General features: G+C 63.4%; 10 protein-coding genes. All 10 read right to left on the reverse strand.

All coding sequences use genetic code 11. The features are described 5' to 3' along the window. Positions 1 to 320: 320 nt before the first annotated feature. Positions 321 to 662: a hypothetical protein gene (locus tag OKA05_RS10190; RefSeq protein WP_264487028.1), complete on the reverse strand. Its 342-nt coding sequence runs from the start codon at positions 660 to 662 to the stop codon at positions 321 to 323. 46 nt (positions 663 to 708) lie between these two features. Beyond that, entirely contained in the window at positions 709 to 2,379 is a 1,671-nt protein-coding gene (locus OKA05_RS10195; RefSeq protein ID WP_264487029.1) for a glutamine--tRNA ligase/YqeY domain fusion protein, read from the reverse strand. 29 nt (positions 2,380 to 2,408) lie between these two features. Next, on the reverse strand, positions 2,409 to 2,927 hold the full coding sequence (locus OKA05_RS10200; RefSeq protein ID WP_264487030.1) for a hypothetical protein: 519 nt from the start codon (positions 2,925 to 2,927) through the stop codon (positions 2,409 to 2,411). Beyond that, positions 2,924 to 4,255 (reverse strand): dipeptidase, encoded by a 1,332-nt coding sequence (locus OKA05_RS10205; RefSeq protein ID WP_264487031.1) that lies wholly within the window; start codon positions 4,253 to 4,255, stop codon positions 2,924 to 2,926. Before OKA05_RS10205 ends, OKA05_RS10200 begins: the two co-directional genes overlap by 4 nt. Positions 4,256 to 4,310: 55 nt before the next feature. After that, entirely contained in the window at positions 4,311 to 4,586 is a 276-nt protein-coding gene (locus tag OKA05_RS10210; RefSeq protein ID WP_264487032.1) for a hypothetical protein, read from the reverse strand. Positions 4,587 to 4,820: 234 nt separating this feature from the next. After that, positions 4,821 to 5,405 carry a hypothetical protein gene (locus tag OKA05_RS10215; protein ID WP_264487033.1) on the reverse strand — a complete coding sequence of 195 codons (585 nt, stop codon included), beginning with the start codon at positions 5,403 to 5,405 and terminating at the stop codon, positions 4,821 to 4,823. Between the two features lie 142 nt (positions 5,406 to 5,547). Further along, entirely contained in the window at positions 5,548 to 6,186 is a 639-nt protein-coding gene (locus OKA05_RS10220; RefSeq protein WP_264487034.1) for a response regulator, read from the reverse strand. Beyond that, positions 6,183 to 8,240 (reverse strand): sensor histidine kinase, encoded by a 2,058-nt coding sequence (locus tag OKA05_RS10225; RefSeq protein WP_264487035.1) that lies wholly within the window; start codon positions 8,238 to 8,240, stop codon positions 6,183 to 6,185. Before OKA05_RS10225 ends, OKA05_RS10220 begins: the two co-directional genes overlap by 4 nt. A 110-nt stretch (positions 8,241 to 8,350) precedes the next feature. After that, the gene (locus OKA05_RS10230; RefSeq protein ID WP_264487036.1) at positions 8,351 to 9,664 is read right to left on the reverse strand and encodes an HTTM domain-containing protein; all 1,314 of its coding nucleotides are present in this window, start codon (positions 9,662 to 9,664) and stop codon (positions 8,351 to 8,353) included. 234 nt (positions 9,665 to 9,898) lie between these two features. Next, positions 9,899 to 15,355, reverse strand: a complete 5,457-nt coding sequence (locus OKA05_RS10235; protein WP_264487037.1) for a 3-keto-alpha-glucoside-1,2-lyase-like domain-containing protein — start codon at positions 15,353 to 15,355, stop codon at positions 9,899 to 9,901. Positions 15,356 to 15,381: the final 26 nt, after the last annotated feature.

The raw sequence follows: 15,381 nt of genomic DNA on the forward strand, positions 1-15,381 counted from the left end.
GAGAGCAGCCGTGGGAAGGGAGGCCCGCGGCTGTTTTCTATTTTGTGGGATCACTCTTCAGCGCCAACGGCGCGAATTCACTCAGCAGTGCCAACGGCGCGAACGCACTCACCAGCGCCAACGGTGCGAACGCACTCTTCAGCGCCAACGGCGCGGAATCCCTCAGCCCCGGCCATCGGCCGGGGTTTTTGTTGCGCCGAGAATGGCGGCCTGAAAGGCCGCGAGATGGGTTAGGCTGATGATGCCGCCAACGCGGGTAGCATCCTCGCTCGATCGCCCACGATGCCTTCGTCCGCCACCGAATCGCTTCGGTCGTCAAATCAGAGTTCGATAGGAACCCAACGATCACCTTCTTGATCAAAGCGCAGTTCCGCCTCCGAGTTTCCCAAGGCCTTCCACGCTGCAACCGTCGCCGCCAAACGAACGGCGTCGGGTGTAGTGTCGCTCAAGATTTCTTCGATCTGGCTTACCTCAATCGAAGCATCCGTCCCACCTTTGGCGAGGTGCCACCGTCTCGCATCCGCAATACCCGCCACCACGTCGCCTGCATATTGCGCCCGAGCGAAATGGCTCACCTCCGGAGCCCAATGGACTCCGTCGAACTCGCCGGCCTCTGCCCGGATCGTCACTCCAGCGAAGCGTCCCTTGCCACCTTTCTGCATGGAAAACCGGTGGGTTCCAATCATGCGGAGATGCGACCGGGCTTCCTCACTTCTTCCCCCACGAATCGCGCAGGCCGATCGTGCGGTTGAAGACCGGCTTGCCGGGCTGGTGCTCGTGGCGATCGGCGACGAAGTAGCCGAGGCGCTCGAACTGAAACACGGTCTCCGGTGCGGCATCGGCCACAGACGGCTCGACCCACGCGCGGATCGTTTTTTTGAGCGAGTCAGGATTAAGCACGCTGGTGAAGCCGCCCTCCGCAGAGTCAGGGTCTTCCACGGTGAATAGGCGGTCGTAGAGGCGGACTTCCGCATCCACGCCGTGCTCGGCGCTGACCCAGTGGATCGCGGCGCGGCACTCGACGCCTTCCGGTGCATCGGCACCCTTGGTGCCGGGCAGGAACTCGCAGAGGACCTCGGTGATCTTGCCAGCAGCGTCCTTCTCAAAGCCGGTGCACTTCACGATGTAGCCGCCGCGCAAACGCACGTGGCGGCCGGGGCCGAGGCGGTAGAATTTCTTCTCCGGCACCTCCATGAAGTCGTCGGCTTCGATCCACAGCTCGCGCGACATCGCGACGCTGCGCGTGCCCATCGCCGGATCCTTCGGGTGGTTATCCAACTCGATGTCCTCGCTCTGGCCTTCGGGCCAGTTGGTGATGATCAGCTTCAGCGGATCGAGCACGCCCATGCGGCGCGGGCTCACGGTATTGAGGTGATCGCGGATCTCGAATTCGAGCTGCGCAATGTCCGTAATGCCCTGGAACTTGGTGATGCCCGTCTTCTCACACAGCCGGCGGATCGCCTCGGGCGGGATGCCGCGGCGGCGGGCTCCGGAAAGCGTGGGCATGCGCGGATCGTCCCAACCGGCGACGTGGCCTTCCTTCACCAGCGTGAGCAGCTTGCGCTTGCTCATCACGGTGAAGGTGAAATTCAGTCGGGAGAATTCGATCTGCCGCGGCTTCGCAGGCACCGGGCAGTTCTCGATGGTCCAGTCGTAAAACGGCCGGTGAATCTCAAACTCCAGCGTGCACAGCGAGTGCGTGATGTGCTCCTTCGCATCCTCCAGCGGGTGGGCGAAGTCATACATCGGGTAGATGCACCAGGCATCGCCCGTGTTGTGGTGGGTCGCCTTCAGCACGCGGTAGAGCACCGGATCGCGCATCACGATGTTCGGCGAGGCCATGTCGATCTTCGCACGCAGCACCGCCGCGCCTTCCTCGAACTCGCCGGCGCGCATCTTCGCGAATAGCGCCAGATTCTCCTCCACGGAACGATCGCGCCATGGTGACGGCGTGCCCGGAACGGTCAGATTGCCGCGGGTCTCCTTGATCTGCTCGGCGGTCTGCTGGTCCACGTAGGCGAGACCGTTCTTGATGAGATGGACGGCGCAGTCGTAGTAGAATTCGAAGTAGTCGCTGGCGTAATAAAGGTGCTCGCCCCAATCGAAGCCCAGCCACTTCACATCGGCCTTGATGCTCTCGACGTACTCGACCTCTTCCTTCTCGGGATTCGTGTCGTCGAAGCGCAAATGACAGCGCGCGCCGACGGCCGCGTTCTCCTGCGCGATGCCGAAGCTCAGGCAGATCGCGCGCGCGTGGCCAAGGTGCAGGTAGCCATTCGGCTCCGGGGGAAAGCGCGTGATGGTTGTCGAGTGCTTACCGGAAGCGAGGTCCGCGGCGATGATCTCGCGGATGAAGTCGAGCTTGGGAGATTCGGACATGGGTAAACTTGATTCAAAAACTCACGTGATCAGTGGTAACTGAGGCTCGGCTTCTTTTCAAAAAAGGCGCGCAAACGAATGGGGCCCGTCACCTCACTTTCACCTTTGATCCGGAAGACCAAGCCATTCTCGCGCTTCTCGATCAGTTTGAAAGTAGCCGACAAGCCACCGTGGGAAAAATGGTAGAATTCCGCAAGCCAGACATCTTTCGCGCTGTCGTAAGCCGTCGTCTCGAATGTAGATGCGACCCCCTTCTCCATCTGGAGAAAATCTTCTTCCGAAGCAGGGATTCTCACCCGCAGGTGCGGCTGCCCGTTCGGCCATTTTCCGCGGTCGGCTGGCTCGATCAGCTCATTGGCTTGAGCTTGGAAGCAGATCCACGCCCCGTTGTCGTCGGTGTAGTAGCTGTAGGCAGCGAAGGTAACTCGGTAGCGGAGGATCACATCATTCCCCGCATCGTCGTCGACAAGCACGAGAAGCTCGGACTCGGCGGGTTCAGGAAACTTCCCCGACGATCCAAAGAGCTTTTCGATGCCAAACCAACTCACTTCGCGAGTTCCTCCAGCAGCGCCTGATTCAGACGAATACCCGCTTCGAAGTTCTCAACCGGGAAATTCTCATCCGGCGAGTGGATCTGCGAGTCGGCGAGCGCAAGACCTAGCAGCAGCGTGTCCGTCCCGAGGATATCGCGGAAGGCCTGCACGATCGGAATGCTGCCGCCTTCGCGGATGAGCACCGGCTCCTTGCCAAAGGCATTCCGCAGCGCACGCTGCGCGGCTTGGCCAAAGGTGCTGTGCGGATCGGTGTAGAAGGGCTTGCCGTCGTGGCCGCCCACGTAGAGCAGCGAGACGCCGGGCGGGCAGTGTTTGTCGAGGTGCGCCTTCACCTTCTCCATGATGTCCGCGGGATCTTGGTTCGGGACGAGGCGGAAGGTGAACTTCGCGAACGCTTCCGCGGGCAAGACGGTCTTCGAGCCCTCACCCTGATAACCGCCGCCGATGCCATTGATCTCCGCGGTCGGGCGGGCCCAGGTGCGCTCGGCGGAGGTGTAGCCGGCTTCGCCGTGGGTCTTGGAGGAGCCGCTGTAGCGGAGGAAATCGTCATCACTGGTGCCCGGAAGCGTGGACCACATCTCGCGCTCCCATTCCTCCAGCGGCTTCACGTGCTCGTAGAAGCCCTCCACCTGCACGCGGCCTTCGGCATCGTGGAAGGTGGCGACGAGCCGGGCGATCTCGGTGGCGGGATTGCGAATCGCGCCGCCGTAGATGCCCGAGTGAAGATCACGCGCAGGCCCCCGCAGGATCACCTCGCAGGCCGCGATGCCGCGCAGGCCATAGCTCAGCGTCGGCTGGCCCGGGGCGACCATGCCGGTGTCGGAGATCGCGATGATGTCGCACTTCAGCAGCTCCGCATTAGCACGAAGGAAGGGTGCCAGATTGCCGCTGCCAACTTCTTCTTCGCCTTCAAAGAGGAAGGTCAGGTTCACCGGCAGATCGCCCTTCTCCTTCAGCGTCTTTTCCACGCCCAGGATGTGGGCGAGCATCTGGCCCTTGTTGTCGGTGGAGCCGCGCGCCCAGATCTTGCCGTCGCGGATCACCGGCTCGAAAGGTGGATTGCTCCACAGGTTGAGCGGATCGACCGGCTGGACGTCGTAGTGGCCGTAAATCAGCACCGTTTTGCGGCCCGGCTTGTGCTCGTTTTGGGCGACCACGATGGGGTGGCCCTCGGTCGGGTGGAGCGAGGTTTTCAGGCCCATCCCGGTCAGTTTCGCCACCAGCCACTCGGCGCAGGCACGGACATCGCCGGCATTCCGCGAGTCCGTGGAAATGCTGGGAAAACGAAGGAAGGCGAACAGGTCCTCAAGCTCCGGCGTCATGAGGGCGAATCAAGCGGCCCCCTCCCCCGCCCGGCAAGGCGAAATCCCCGCCGCCTCAAAACCTCTCCCGTTCCTCGCGGAGCACCCGCATCACGTCGTAGAGGGCGAAGGCGACCACGAAGATCGCGAGCAAGCCACAGACTCCCCACCAGACGATGAAGCGCCAGACATCCTTCGCCAGCCAGTCGTCGATCCCCCACAGTCCGATGGCGAAGACCGCCAGCAGCAGCGCCAGGCTGCGCGCCATCGCCTTCCGCCGCGACGTACGGTCGTGGAGGATGCCTTTGGCGAGGCCCTTGCTGGACTGCCAGTCGGAACGATGGTCGCTCATGGGTGTAGAAATGCCTGATCTATCCCGCTATTGCCTCTTGTTTTTCTTCTTTGCGAGCCACGTGAAAAAAATGCATGTCAGGATAAAAAGGGCGGAGACGATGTAATGGTTTTTGTAGAAGGTGATCTCAGCTATTGCGGCGGTTTCTTGCGTGGCGATTTCCATATAGGGAGTTTGATTTGCCGAATATTTGTCCATATTCCGCGATGATCGGCGATGCCGCAAGACCGCGAATCACGCTCGCTTTTCGCCGGCGGCGCGGAGCCGGTCGAGCAAGCCATTCAGCAGGATCAGCGTGGGAATCCCCAGCGCCGCGAGCTCGGCGTAGAATCCCGGCAACAGGCGTACCTGGATCCGGGACGCAACCTCCTGCGAAAGTGCACTTTCCAGCCCATCCCGCCCGGATGATGTCGCAGGGCGGTTCTTCCCGCCCATTTCCTTCGTCAACTCGCGCTTGGCCGGAAACTCCAGTGTCGCTTGGGCGATGAGGCAAAGGAGCGCGCAAGCGCAGAGCATTCCCGGCCCGCCGGAAATGTGCTTGTGGCCGGTGGCCAAGGCGGCGAAACCCGTCACCACCGCCGACACCGCGCAAAGAAGCGCGACCATCGCCAGATAAGATCGGCCCAACCAGGAATCCTTCCGGGATTTGATGTCGATCTGCGACGCCTCGATCCTCTCCACGGCGGTCGCCCCACCAGTCAGGAGTTGGACGCCGGTCTGCGTCGCCATCTGCTGGCCGCGGCACTCAATGCTGGTCCACGGCAGGAAGAAGAACAGCACCGCCGCAAGGGCGGAGACGAAGTTGAGCTTCGGGATCATCGCTCGCCTTTGTTAGGGGAGTGTCACCACTGCGGCAAGATTTCAGAAGTAGCGGGACGACTTCGTCGTTCCGGCTGGGGGCGGTCCGCCAAACGAACCGGAGTAGCGATTACCAAAGAAGTCGCTACCAAAGCCTTCCCTCTCACCGCTCCGGCAGGTGAATGATCCCGCGACGCAGCGCCACGGTCACCGCCTCCGTACGATCACGCACATGGAGCTTCGCGAGAATGTTCTTCACGTGCGATTTCACCGTCTGCTCGGAAATCCCGACCGCCGCGCCGATCTCCTTGTTCGCCTCACCCAGCGCGAGATGGCGGACGATTTCCTTCTCGCGCGCGGAAAGCACCTCGCCCCGCTGGCGGGCGGCCAGATGCTCGCCGACTTCCGGCGGGATCCACGTGCCGCCCTGCATCAACGCCCGCACCGCCGGGATCACCTGATCGCCCGAGCTGTGCTTCAGCAAGTAGCCGGACGCACCGGCCTCAAAGGCGGCATGGATGTCCTCGTCGCCATCGAAGCTGGTGAGCACCAGGATCTTCGCATCCGGTGCCTCCTTGCGGATCAGCGTCGTCGCCTCCACGCCACCCATCACCGGCATGCGCAGGTCGATGATGGTGACGTCGGGATTGAGCAACTGGTGCATCTTCACGCCCTCGGCGCCGTGCGACGCCTCGGCAATGACGACCATGCCGGCCTCGCGGCGGATCAGGCTGCGGATGCCCTCGCGGACCACGAAATGGTCGTCCACCACGAGGATGCGGATCGGTGGGGCTTGGTTCATGTCTTGGGATTTTCGTGACCGTTGTGAAGCGGCACCTCCACCTCCACGGTGGTGCCGCCCTGTGAATTCGAATCGACCCGCAGCGTGCCGCCGATGCGTTGCGCGCGCTCGTGCATGCCGGTCAGGCCGAAGTGCCCGGGTGCCGCGGCCTTGCGGATACCGCCGCCGTCATCTGCCACGGAAAGGACAGCCCGCCCCGCAGTGACTTGCAGATCGATAGCGATGACCGAGGCATCCGCGTGCTTCACCGCATTCGTGATCGCTTCCTGGCCGATCCGTAACAGATTGTCCTCCACCAGTGCCGGCAAGCGGCCAGACACGCTCTGTCTAACATCCACCCGGATGTGAGATCCAAGCGTGAGCGACTTCGCCGCGCGCTCAAGCGCCTCCGCGAGGTCGAACTTCTCCAAGGCCACCGACCGCAGGTTCCAGATCGATTGGCGCATCTCGGCATGGCACTGGCGCACCAGCGACTCGACCGCCTGCAAGTGTTCGCGCGTCTCCGGCGAAGCATCGGCCTCATCTGGCCCGATGCTGTGCACGCGCAGGTGAATGCCGGTCAGCCCTTGTTCGAGCGTGTCGTGCAGGTCGCGGGCGAGACGATTGCGCTCGGCCGTCACCGCGGTCCGCTCGCGCATCTCCGCCGCCAGCCTGAGATTCCGGCGACTGATCAGGTAAGCGAAAAGGATGACCGCGAGCAGCACCCCCAGCGCCACGCTCAGCATCACCAGCAGCCGCTTCACCGTGAAGAAGCTGGCCCTCTCCACCACGGTGACTTGCCCGGGGCCCGGCACCAGGATCTTGAAGGAGGTCGGGGTGCCGACACCGTCCACGCTCACCAGACAAATGCCGCTGACATCGAGCGTGGCACCTTCCTCGAGGTTCGGGATTCCGGCACCTTCGCCTTCCAGCTCCGCGGTGAAAACTCCACGCGGGGTATTCAGCGCCAGCACGAGCACTCCACGACCATCTTCGGAAGGCGTCTGCAACCGGTCTAACAGACGACCCCGCGCCGTGACAAACGCCGCATGCTCAAGCCCGCCCTGCAGTGACTCGATCGACATGGGCTTGGGCTGAACATTGACCCCTTCCGATGGCAGTGGCGCAAACACCGCATCCGAGAGCACCGGCAAGAAGTCCTCCAGATCTGGAAAGCCCACCGCCTCGACTTCATCGCCCGGCTTGAGCTTGTCCGCACCCGCGCCGCGGACCGCGATGCCGCTGTTGCCGTCGTTGAGAAAGACGATGCCATTGCGGTGATACACCACCTGGCCCCGCACCCGGATGCGGTCCGATCGACTGACAGCAGGCCGATATTGGAAAGCCTCGTGCAACGGCATCACTGGCTTTGCCCACGGATCGGCCGGTTCCTTCCCGATTTCGACGAAATCCTCGGGCGATACACCGTGGACTTCGACATCCACCAATTGCCGCAAGCTGCTGCGTGCCCGCACCGGCACCGCCACGCCGCGCAAGTAAACCTGGCGGGCGATCCATCGCTTCGGATCCATGCCACCGCCATTGCTGACCCTTACCGTGATGCGCGCCGAGCCCGAGCTGAGCAGGACGACGAAGACATTTGGCGGGACGATTTCCGCGCTGCGGACGAAGCCGTGCACGTCCACCAGCAGACCATTGTACTCGCCGTTCAGCAGGCCGCCCCCGGAGGCATTCTCCCACTTCGGTCGCTCGCCTGTTCCCGTGACGACAAAGGTCGCCGCGGAAATCACCGGCGCATAGGGACCCCGCTCAAGTTTGCCTTCCACCTCGACGAGGTCTCTCACCTTCGGGCCGTCGGCACCGGTGAATTCCACCCGCATCCCGCCGGTATCGTCCTGAATCTGGAAGTATTTTCCCTGCGCCGGATCGGCCCACGTGACGATGCCCTTGGTCTTCACGGTGACGGGCGTGAAGGACCCGGTGGTCGCCATCACTTGCAGCTCACGCACCTTCGGCAGCGTGGACTCGGCAGCCCCGGCGCCCACGCACGCGGCCGCCCAGCCGCATGCCACAAGCACGCGGAGCGGGAAAAGAATGAACAGGAAACGACTCACAGGCCCCTCGAAACTGAGGCCTGAGAACCCGTCATGCGAACACATTTTGACTCACTCCAAAGAGTGAGTCACTCCGCCAGCGAACCGAAAAGACGGCGCATGTCGCTCACTCATTGCGGCCACACACCCGCGCGAGGCAGGATCCAACGCTTGTGCCAGAGGCTGCGCGGTTCCTTGGCGAGGTCCAGGGCGGGATCGATCAAGACCGCCGGAGAGCGCCCGTTGAGGCTGACCTTCGTGTCCACGGTCACCTCCACTTCCATGCCGTATTCCTTCCGATACTCCTCTGCCAGATGGATCGCGAACTGATGAATCAAATCCGGCTGGCCCGGCATCCGGAACTTCTGCCGGTCTGTTAGAAAGTCACCGGGCTCGATCTCCCACTGGTGACCGCTTTTCAAGTCGCGGACGCGAAAGGCCAGCACCTCGGATTGCTTGTCGCGCAGCTTCATCCGCCACGAGTAGAGGTGACCTTCTTCCGTCCACGCCACATCGCCCGGATAGAGCCAGTGCCGGAATGGCGACAGAAGCTGCAGCGCCACATACACGGCCATGCCAGCGAGGATGGGCTTCGAAACTCGCGCTGATAGATTGCTCACCTCACGTTCCCTTCCCTTCCGCCCGAAGCGCGGCCAATTGGGCGGGAAGAACAGCAGCGACGCCGCCACCATCATCCAGGGAAAGACCCCGATGTCGAACAGCCACCCGTTCAGCCCATTGAAGCACAGTACCAGCACGTAAGCGGCTAGCCGCGTCCGCTTCCACAGCAGCAGCGGCACGAAGGCGAAGTCGAGGATCAGCCCGGCGTAGCTGAAGAAATACGCGACCCACTTCTCGGTCAGCCACGGGCCGATCCACGGAAAGTCCGCACGCTTCGCCAGCCACATGCCGAGCGGCTCACCGCGCAGCCAATCGCCATTCAGCTTCGCGATCCCGCCGAAGAAATAGGGAATGCCGACTTGGATCCGCATCAGCCACAGCCAGCACGCGGGTGTGGTGCCGGAAGCCATCGCCGGCCGCCTCAACGCATCGAGCGACCACAGCCGGTGCGCCGGCACGAAGATCATCAGGAAGGCGATCAGGCAAATCAGATAGAGGTGGTTCAGATACTCCGCCGCATCGATCAGGAACACGTGGCTCAGCGCGAGAAACAGCACCACCGCCGCCACCCGGTAAAACAGCCCCGCCGCCACCAGCAACGCCGTCACCGCCAGCACCACGAAGTGCGCGGTCATCCCGGCACCCGGCCACGGCTTCACCCAATCGAAGCCCAGGAAGGTGAAGTGGAACTCGGGATCGATACACAGTCCGCGCACCCAGCCCTTCTTCAAATAGACCACCGCCTCGAAGAACATCAGCAGCCCGAATGCGATCCGGAACACCGCCAGCGAGGCCCCATCCACCGGCCGCATGGCAGCCTCCACCCATCGGGAAAGCCGCGACCCCGCGAGTCGCTTTCCAGAATCAGGTCCTTCTTCTCCCATGCTGATAGAAGATCATCGAAACCGCCTCCATGGCGACAAGGAGGAAGTCCTTTCACGGCGGAAGAACTGCGTCCTCCAAATGGCACGTGGGCGCTTCCGATGATCAACCCTCAAGCTTCGCCCCGAGCACTCTGCGTCTCCACGCCGCATACTCCGCGGGGATTCCCCTGCCAATCAGGGACCAATCTGAACCAGACGGATGGCGCGGTATTCCACGCGGGAACCAGCTCCCGCGTGAGCATTCTGAAGCCCGACCAAACCCGCTTCGGGCCACTCGAAGCCCGCGTAGCTGGCCCGGACATCGGCCACATCCACCGTGGTCACGCCATCGACAAGCACGCGGATGCGAGCGCCCGTCATGAGTATTTCCAGGCGATGCCACACCGAGTGGCGCGCGTCGGCCAAGGGACTGGCGGGAATGCGATCATAAACCGCGCCGGTAGAGTGAACCGGCAGGCGAGGCTCGTTGGTCAGCTGGATCTCACTGCCGGTGACCCACGGATCGCCGGTCTCCGCCGCACGCAGGAAGACGCCCGCATTGCCACCCGGCGAAAGCCGGTATTCCAAGCTGAGAAAAAAATCACTGTAGTCGTCACCGAAGTGCAACCACCCGGATGGAGCGGCGTCATCATGCCTCAAGATTCCCGTGCTCGTGTCGTAGTCCCACCCCGAGCTTCCCCCCATGAAAGTGAGACCTGCTAGACCGTTGGCAAGAGGATCGATGCCATAAGCATCCGGCCAGCCGCCACCGACACGCCAGAAATACCGCGTCTCTACGGGACGTGAAAGTTGCCACTCGCTCCATGCTTCTAGAAACGTCGCCGGCGCGGCGACACTTCCGGACTCGAGCGTCCAATGGACGAGATCCGGCGAGCGCTCGATCCAGTAGAGATTCCCCGGCAGGGTGCCGGACGAAATCAGAAAATTGTTAGAGCCGGCCACGGGCACGAACGCCGGGCTCATCCCGCTTTCCCCGAAATAGGAACCCGTAGCCACCGGGCCCAGCGGATCGAAGCCGAGGCGAACCGCCGCGGCATCTGAAATCCCGTCGCCATTGCTGTCGGCATGACCCACGCCCACCCACACCAGCAGCCGCTGCTGGTAGGAAAGGCCGGCGCTGTCGGTCGCCTTCACGCGTATCGTGTGCAAGCCCGCGGCAAGAACAGAACTGGCAATCACCTGGTCGCCGTGGAGCACGAAGGAAGCATTGCCCGTATCCCCTGCCCCGCTCACCAGTTCGAAACGGGGAAAGGCCTCGTGATGGGGCGTGACGGAACTCCAGTCATTGCCAAGCCGCAGCTCATCGACGTCCGGCGCGGAGGTCGTCACGTAGTCACTGAAACCGATACGGTTGAAAACAATCGACCCGCCGGTCTCGGCGGGTGTGAAGAAGAGATCGGGCGACGTTGGCTCAGCGTCGAGGAGCGGGTCGAGCCAGACCGACACACGGTCGTTGCCCGCGAGGTGCTCGATCTTCACCACGAAGAAATGCGCCCCGTCATCAGGTGAGGCGAAGAACTTGTTGGTTCCGTTCCGGACCCGTGCGCCGAAGCCGCTTTCATTCCCGATCTGGAGCACGCGATTCGCCTCGGTAGCGCTGCCGCCCCAGAACTCGACACCCCAGAAGTGAACGTTGTCGCCAGGGTCTGCGATGAAGCTGGCGTAGGTCGTCGTGCCGTCGGTGCCGCGGGCGTTCGTCAGGGCCCGGTGGTTGCGCGAAGCGGGCGAGCAGAAGCCCCGGTTGCCGGAGGTCTCCAGCGCCATGCCGAGGGCATCGGTGTAGGAAAGCGATCCGGAAGGAATGGTCGAAGACGAGCCGGCGACCTGCCACGCGCCCGAGAACCCGGAGCCGCTCGCCTGCCCGCTCAAGGTCGCGGCGGCGGCGTAGTCGAAAGACTCCCGCGCCACCGGATCCGGCACCATCACCGCGAGAGTGCCGGTCTGGAGGTCGCCGAGGTCTTCATCGTCCATCAGCAGGCGGCCGACTAATGCCCCCGCGGCATGATCGGGCGGAAGCACGGCGTTGGTGAGCAGGATCCGGCGCGGGGCGTGCTCACCGGCGACGTCGCTCACATGGATCACAAACGTGGCTTCCGAGTGGAGCCCGGCTTCATCCGTCGCGCGGACACGGACTTGGTACGAACTACGACGTTCGTAGTCGAAGGAAGACGCGGCGGCGAGGATCCCGCCGTTGATGGAGAATAGCGCGTTGTCCACCGCGCCGGCGGGCAGCGAGAAGGTGATCGCTTCGCCGCTGTGGTCGTGAGCCGCGGAGAGCGTTCCGACCGCGGTGCCGGCAGGCTGGTTCTCCGGGATGCTGCTCTGGTCGAGTTGCAGGTTGAAAGGTCCGCCAGGGATCTCGTTGAGGGTGTACCAGACTTCGCTGGAGAGGATGGCGGAGCCGTCGTCGGACACGGGATCGCTTTTTAGATAGACCACGTGGCCCGCGTCGAGGCCGGGAACGACGATCCTGACCTTGGTGCGGTCGGCGGAAGCGGTGGCGCTGCTGACGACCAGCGTTTCCTCCCCGATCTTCGCGCCGCCATAGGCCGCGGTCGGCTGATAGGACCACTGCTTCACGGTGAAGTTTGCGGGATTCTCCAAGGCCGCTTCCGGCACCGGCTTGGTGTAGGCGATCTCAAAGCCGGTCGCGGTGGCGGAGACCTTCGCGATCTCGAAGGTGACTGAATTTCCCGACTTCGGCGTGAGCCGCTGGAGGCCGGTGGTGGTGCCGTTCCATGACCAGTTCCCGCTGGCCCCGATACAGCCGACGTAAAGCGTGCCATTCGGCCCCCAGGCGAGCCGGTTGACGCCGCCTTCCAGACCCTGGGTGAAGCGGTAGATGCACCCCTGCCAGGTGCCGCGGACCTTTTCGAGTGACACGCGGTTGATGCCGCCGAGCGTGATGTCGCCCACCAGCAGGTCACCGGCGAAGGGCCCGTCGGGAATGGACAGCGGCTGTGACGGCGAGTTGGCGATGTCGTTTTGCGGGAACCAGACGGCCGGCGGCGTCATCGGCTGGTCGGCGAAGAGGCTCGGGCTGCCGCCGTCGCCATCGTTGTTGTAGTGGCCGTAGAAATGGCCTTCGCGCAGGTGATTCAGTCGGGAGGCCGGCTGCCACGCGCCTTGGTTGTCGGTTTGGAAAATCTCGCCCTCAGGGCCGAAGCACAGGCCGTTCGGCGTGCGCAGGCCGCCCGCGAGATAGCTGACTTCACCGGTTGTTAGATTGGTCCGGACCAGCGTCCCCCGGTTCGGCGGGTTGGGACCGTTGAGGCCGGGGTAGTCGAAGTGGATCGCGGTCGAAAGCGTCGTGAAGGCGAAGCCGTCGCGTTCGATCAGGCCGAAGTGGAAGTGGTGGTAGTTGTCGGAGGTCCAGCCACTGCCAACATTCTCCTTGGTCTCGAAGTAGCCGTCGCCGTTGGTGTCGCGTAGCTTCGTCAGGCTGGTGCGCTGGCTGACGAACAGTTCGCCGTTGATGAATTTCATCCCGAGCGGCTCGGACAGGCCGGCGGCGACTTCGGTTACGGTGACGGCCTGCGGGTCCTCGCCCTGCACGTTGGTGAGTGCCCAGACTTTCCCGTCGCCGCCGGGCAAGGGATCGGGCGTGCTGTTTTGGTTTGGATTGAAGGTGGTGATGAAGAGCCGGCCGTCAGTCGGATGCACTGCCATCGCCCCAATCTTGGGATTGAAGGACGACGGATGGATTTTCGTCACGCGCCACGAGGGATGGACGGCGTTCAAGGGCTGGCCGCTGCCCGGACGCGTACCGTCACCGGGGGTGATGATCTCCTTCTTGCCCGGAGCCACCACGCGCGTGACCCCGGCCGTGGTGAGGAAAGCGGACGCGGGCACCACCGTGAAGTCCGCCGCGCCGGGCGGACGCCATTCGAGCTTTAGTACGACGTCTCCCGTATTTTGGAAGAAGCGCAGCTTCAGCGGGTGGAGGCCACCCGTCAGAGCGGTCCCCCCGGTGGCCGGGGTCGCGGCATGCTCGCCATCGTGGTCGATCACCAGCGTGTCGCCGAGCCACAATTCCGAGCCGTCGGCCGAAGTCAGGCGGAACTCATATGGGCCGGAAGCCGGGACGAAAAGGTCGGCGTGGCACTCGACCACGAACTTCTGGGCGTATCCCGCGAAGTCCCCGCTGCCGGACCAATCAATCGTGGCGCGCTTCTGATCGACATTCGGCGTCTGCCCGGGCACCAGCGGATAGAGCTGGTCCATCGCTTCCTGGATGTCGAAGAGGCGTAAGGTGATGCCTGCCTCGTAGTCGTCGAGATTTCCTAACAGGAGGATGGCCGGCTCCGACATCACCGACGTCGCGGGAAGGCCTGAGACCTCGGCCGCATCGTCGGAGATCCGCACGGTGTAGACGCCCGTATCGGCGGTCGTGACGCCAGTCCGGGAAAGCGATGGGCTGGTGGCCCCCGGGATAGTGCTGCCATCCTTGAACCACTGATAGGTGAGGTTACCCAGACCGGTGGCGGTCACGGAGAAGTTGGCATTTCCCCCTGCCGCCACGCCGAGCGGCACCGGCTGGGCCGAGATCAACGGCACCGGATAGGTCAGGCTCACGGCGACGACATCGCTGGTGACGGAGCCGTTCGGGTTGGTGGCGATTATACGGTAGCTGCCGTTCGCGGCGTAGGTGGCCGGGGCCATCGTGAAGATCGCCTGCGTGGCTCCGCCTATGTCAGCCCAGGATCCGCTGCCCTGTAGCACCTGCCACTGGAAGGACGGCGAGGGTTGGGCAATGACGTCTGCGGCCAAGGTCACCGTGTCGCCGACATGCCCCGCGTGGCTTTGCGGTTGCTGACGGAAGTAAGGCTGGGCCGGCAGCACCGTGACGCTGCCGAAGGTGCTGCCCCAGCGGATCTCATCCCAAGCGGAGGAATTGCTCGCGTAGTCAGAAAGCGCAAGCCGGTCGAATTGCGTGTTGAAGCCGCTGCGGGTCACGCCGCCAGATGGTTCGCCACCGCCCAGCACCGGATCGATCCACACCGTGACGCTGTCGCCATTGTTCGATGCACTGAGGCTGAACTTGGCGACGAGAAGATGGACGTTGGCATCAGGTGCCACGCCGAGATTACCGACCAACAAGCCACTGTTCTCCGCGCGGAAGGCGTAGTTCCCGGTGGCAAAATCCCCGCTGGCGAGGCCGGCGTCGAAGTTCCGGTTCGCGTCGCTGGTGCTGCCGTAGTAGAGCGCGAGGGCTTGGTAGGTGTTGGCGTTTGCCGCCGCGTTCTCGTTGCCGGTCCGAAACAGCCAGCTCAGGTAACGCGTGCCGGTGGTCGCGTCGCCCACTGCCAGCGTGTTGTCTAACAGTCGAAACACGCGCCCGGAATTTGTCGCGCCGATTCCAGCCGCATCGGCCCCCGTGGCCACCTTGTCGCCCGAGGATCCGGCGTAGAGTGGATTGGAATGAACCAGCGAACCGGAGGCCACCGCAGGTTCGGCGTCGCCGAAGTCGATGTCCGTCCACGCACCGGTATACCCGGCGACCGCGGGACTTCCCGCCGCATGAAGCTCGGCATCCGTGGTGTAGGAGTCGAAGGCATCATGGCTGAGGTACTGGGCACCGGCTGGAAAAAGCAGGAACGCCGAAAGGATCGTGGAACGGATCGCGGTCATTGCAGGTGGTTGGTTGCAGGGAAAGA

It is taken from the genome of Luteolibacter arcticus (assembly GCF_025950235.1).
In the GTDB taxonomy this organism is placed as follows: domain Bacteria; phylum Verrucomicrobiota; class Verrucomicrobiia; order Verrucomicrobiales; family Akkermansiaceae; genus Haloferula; species Haloferula arctica.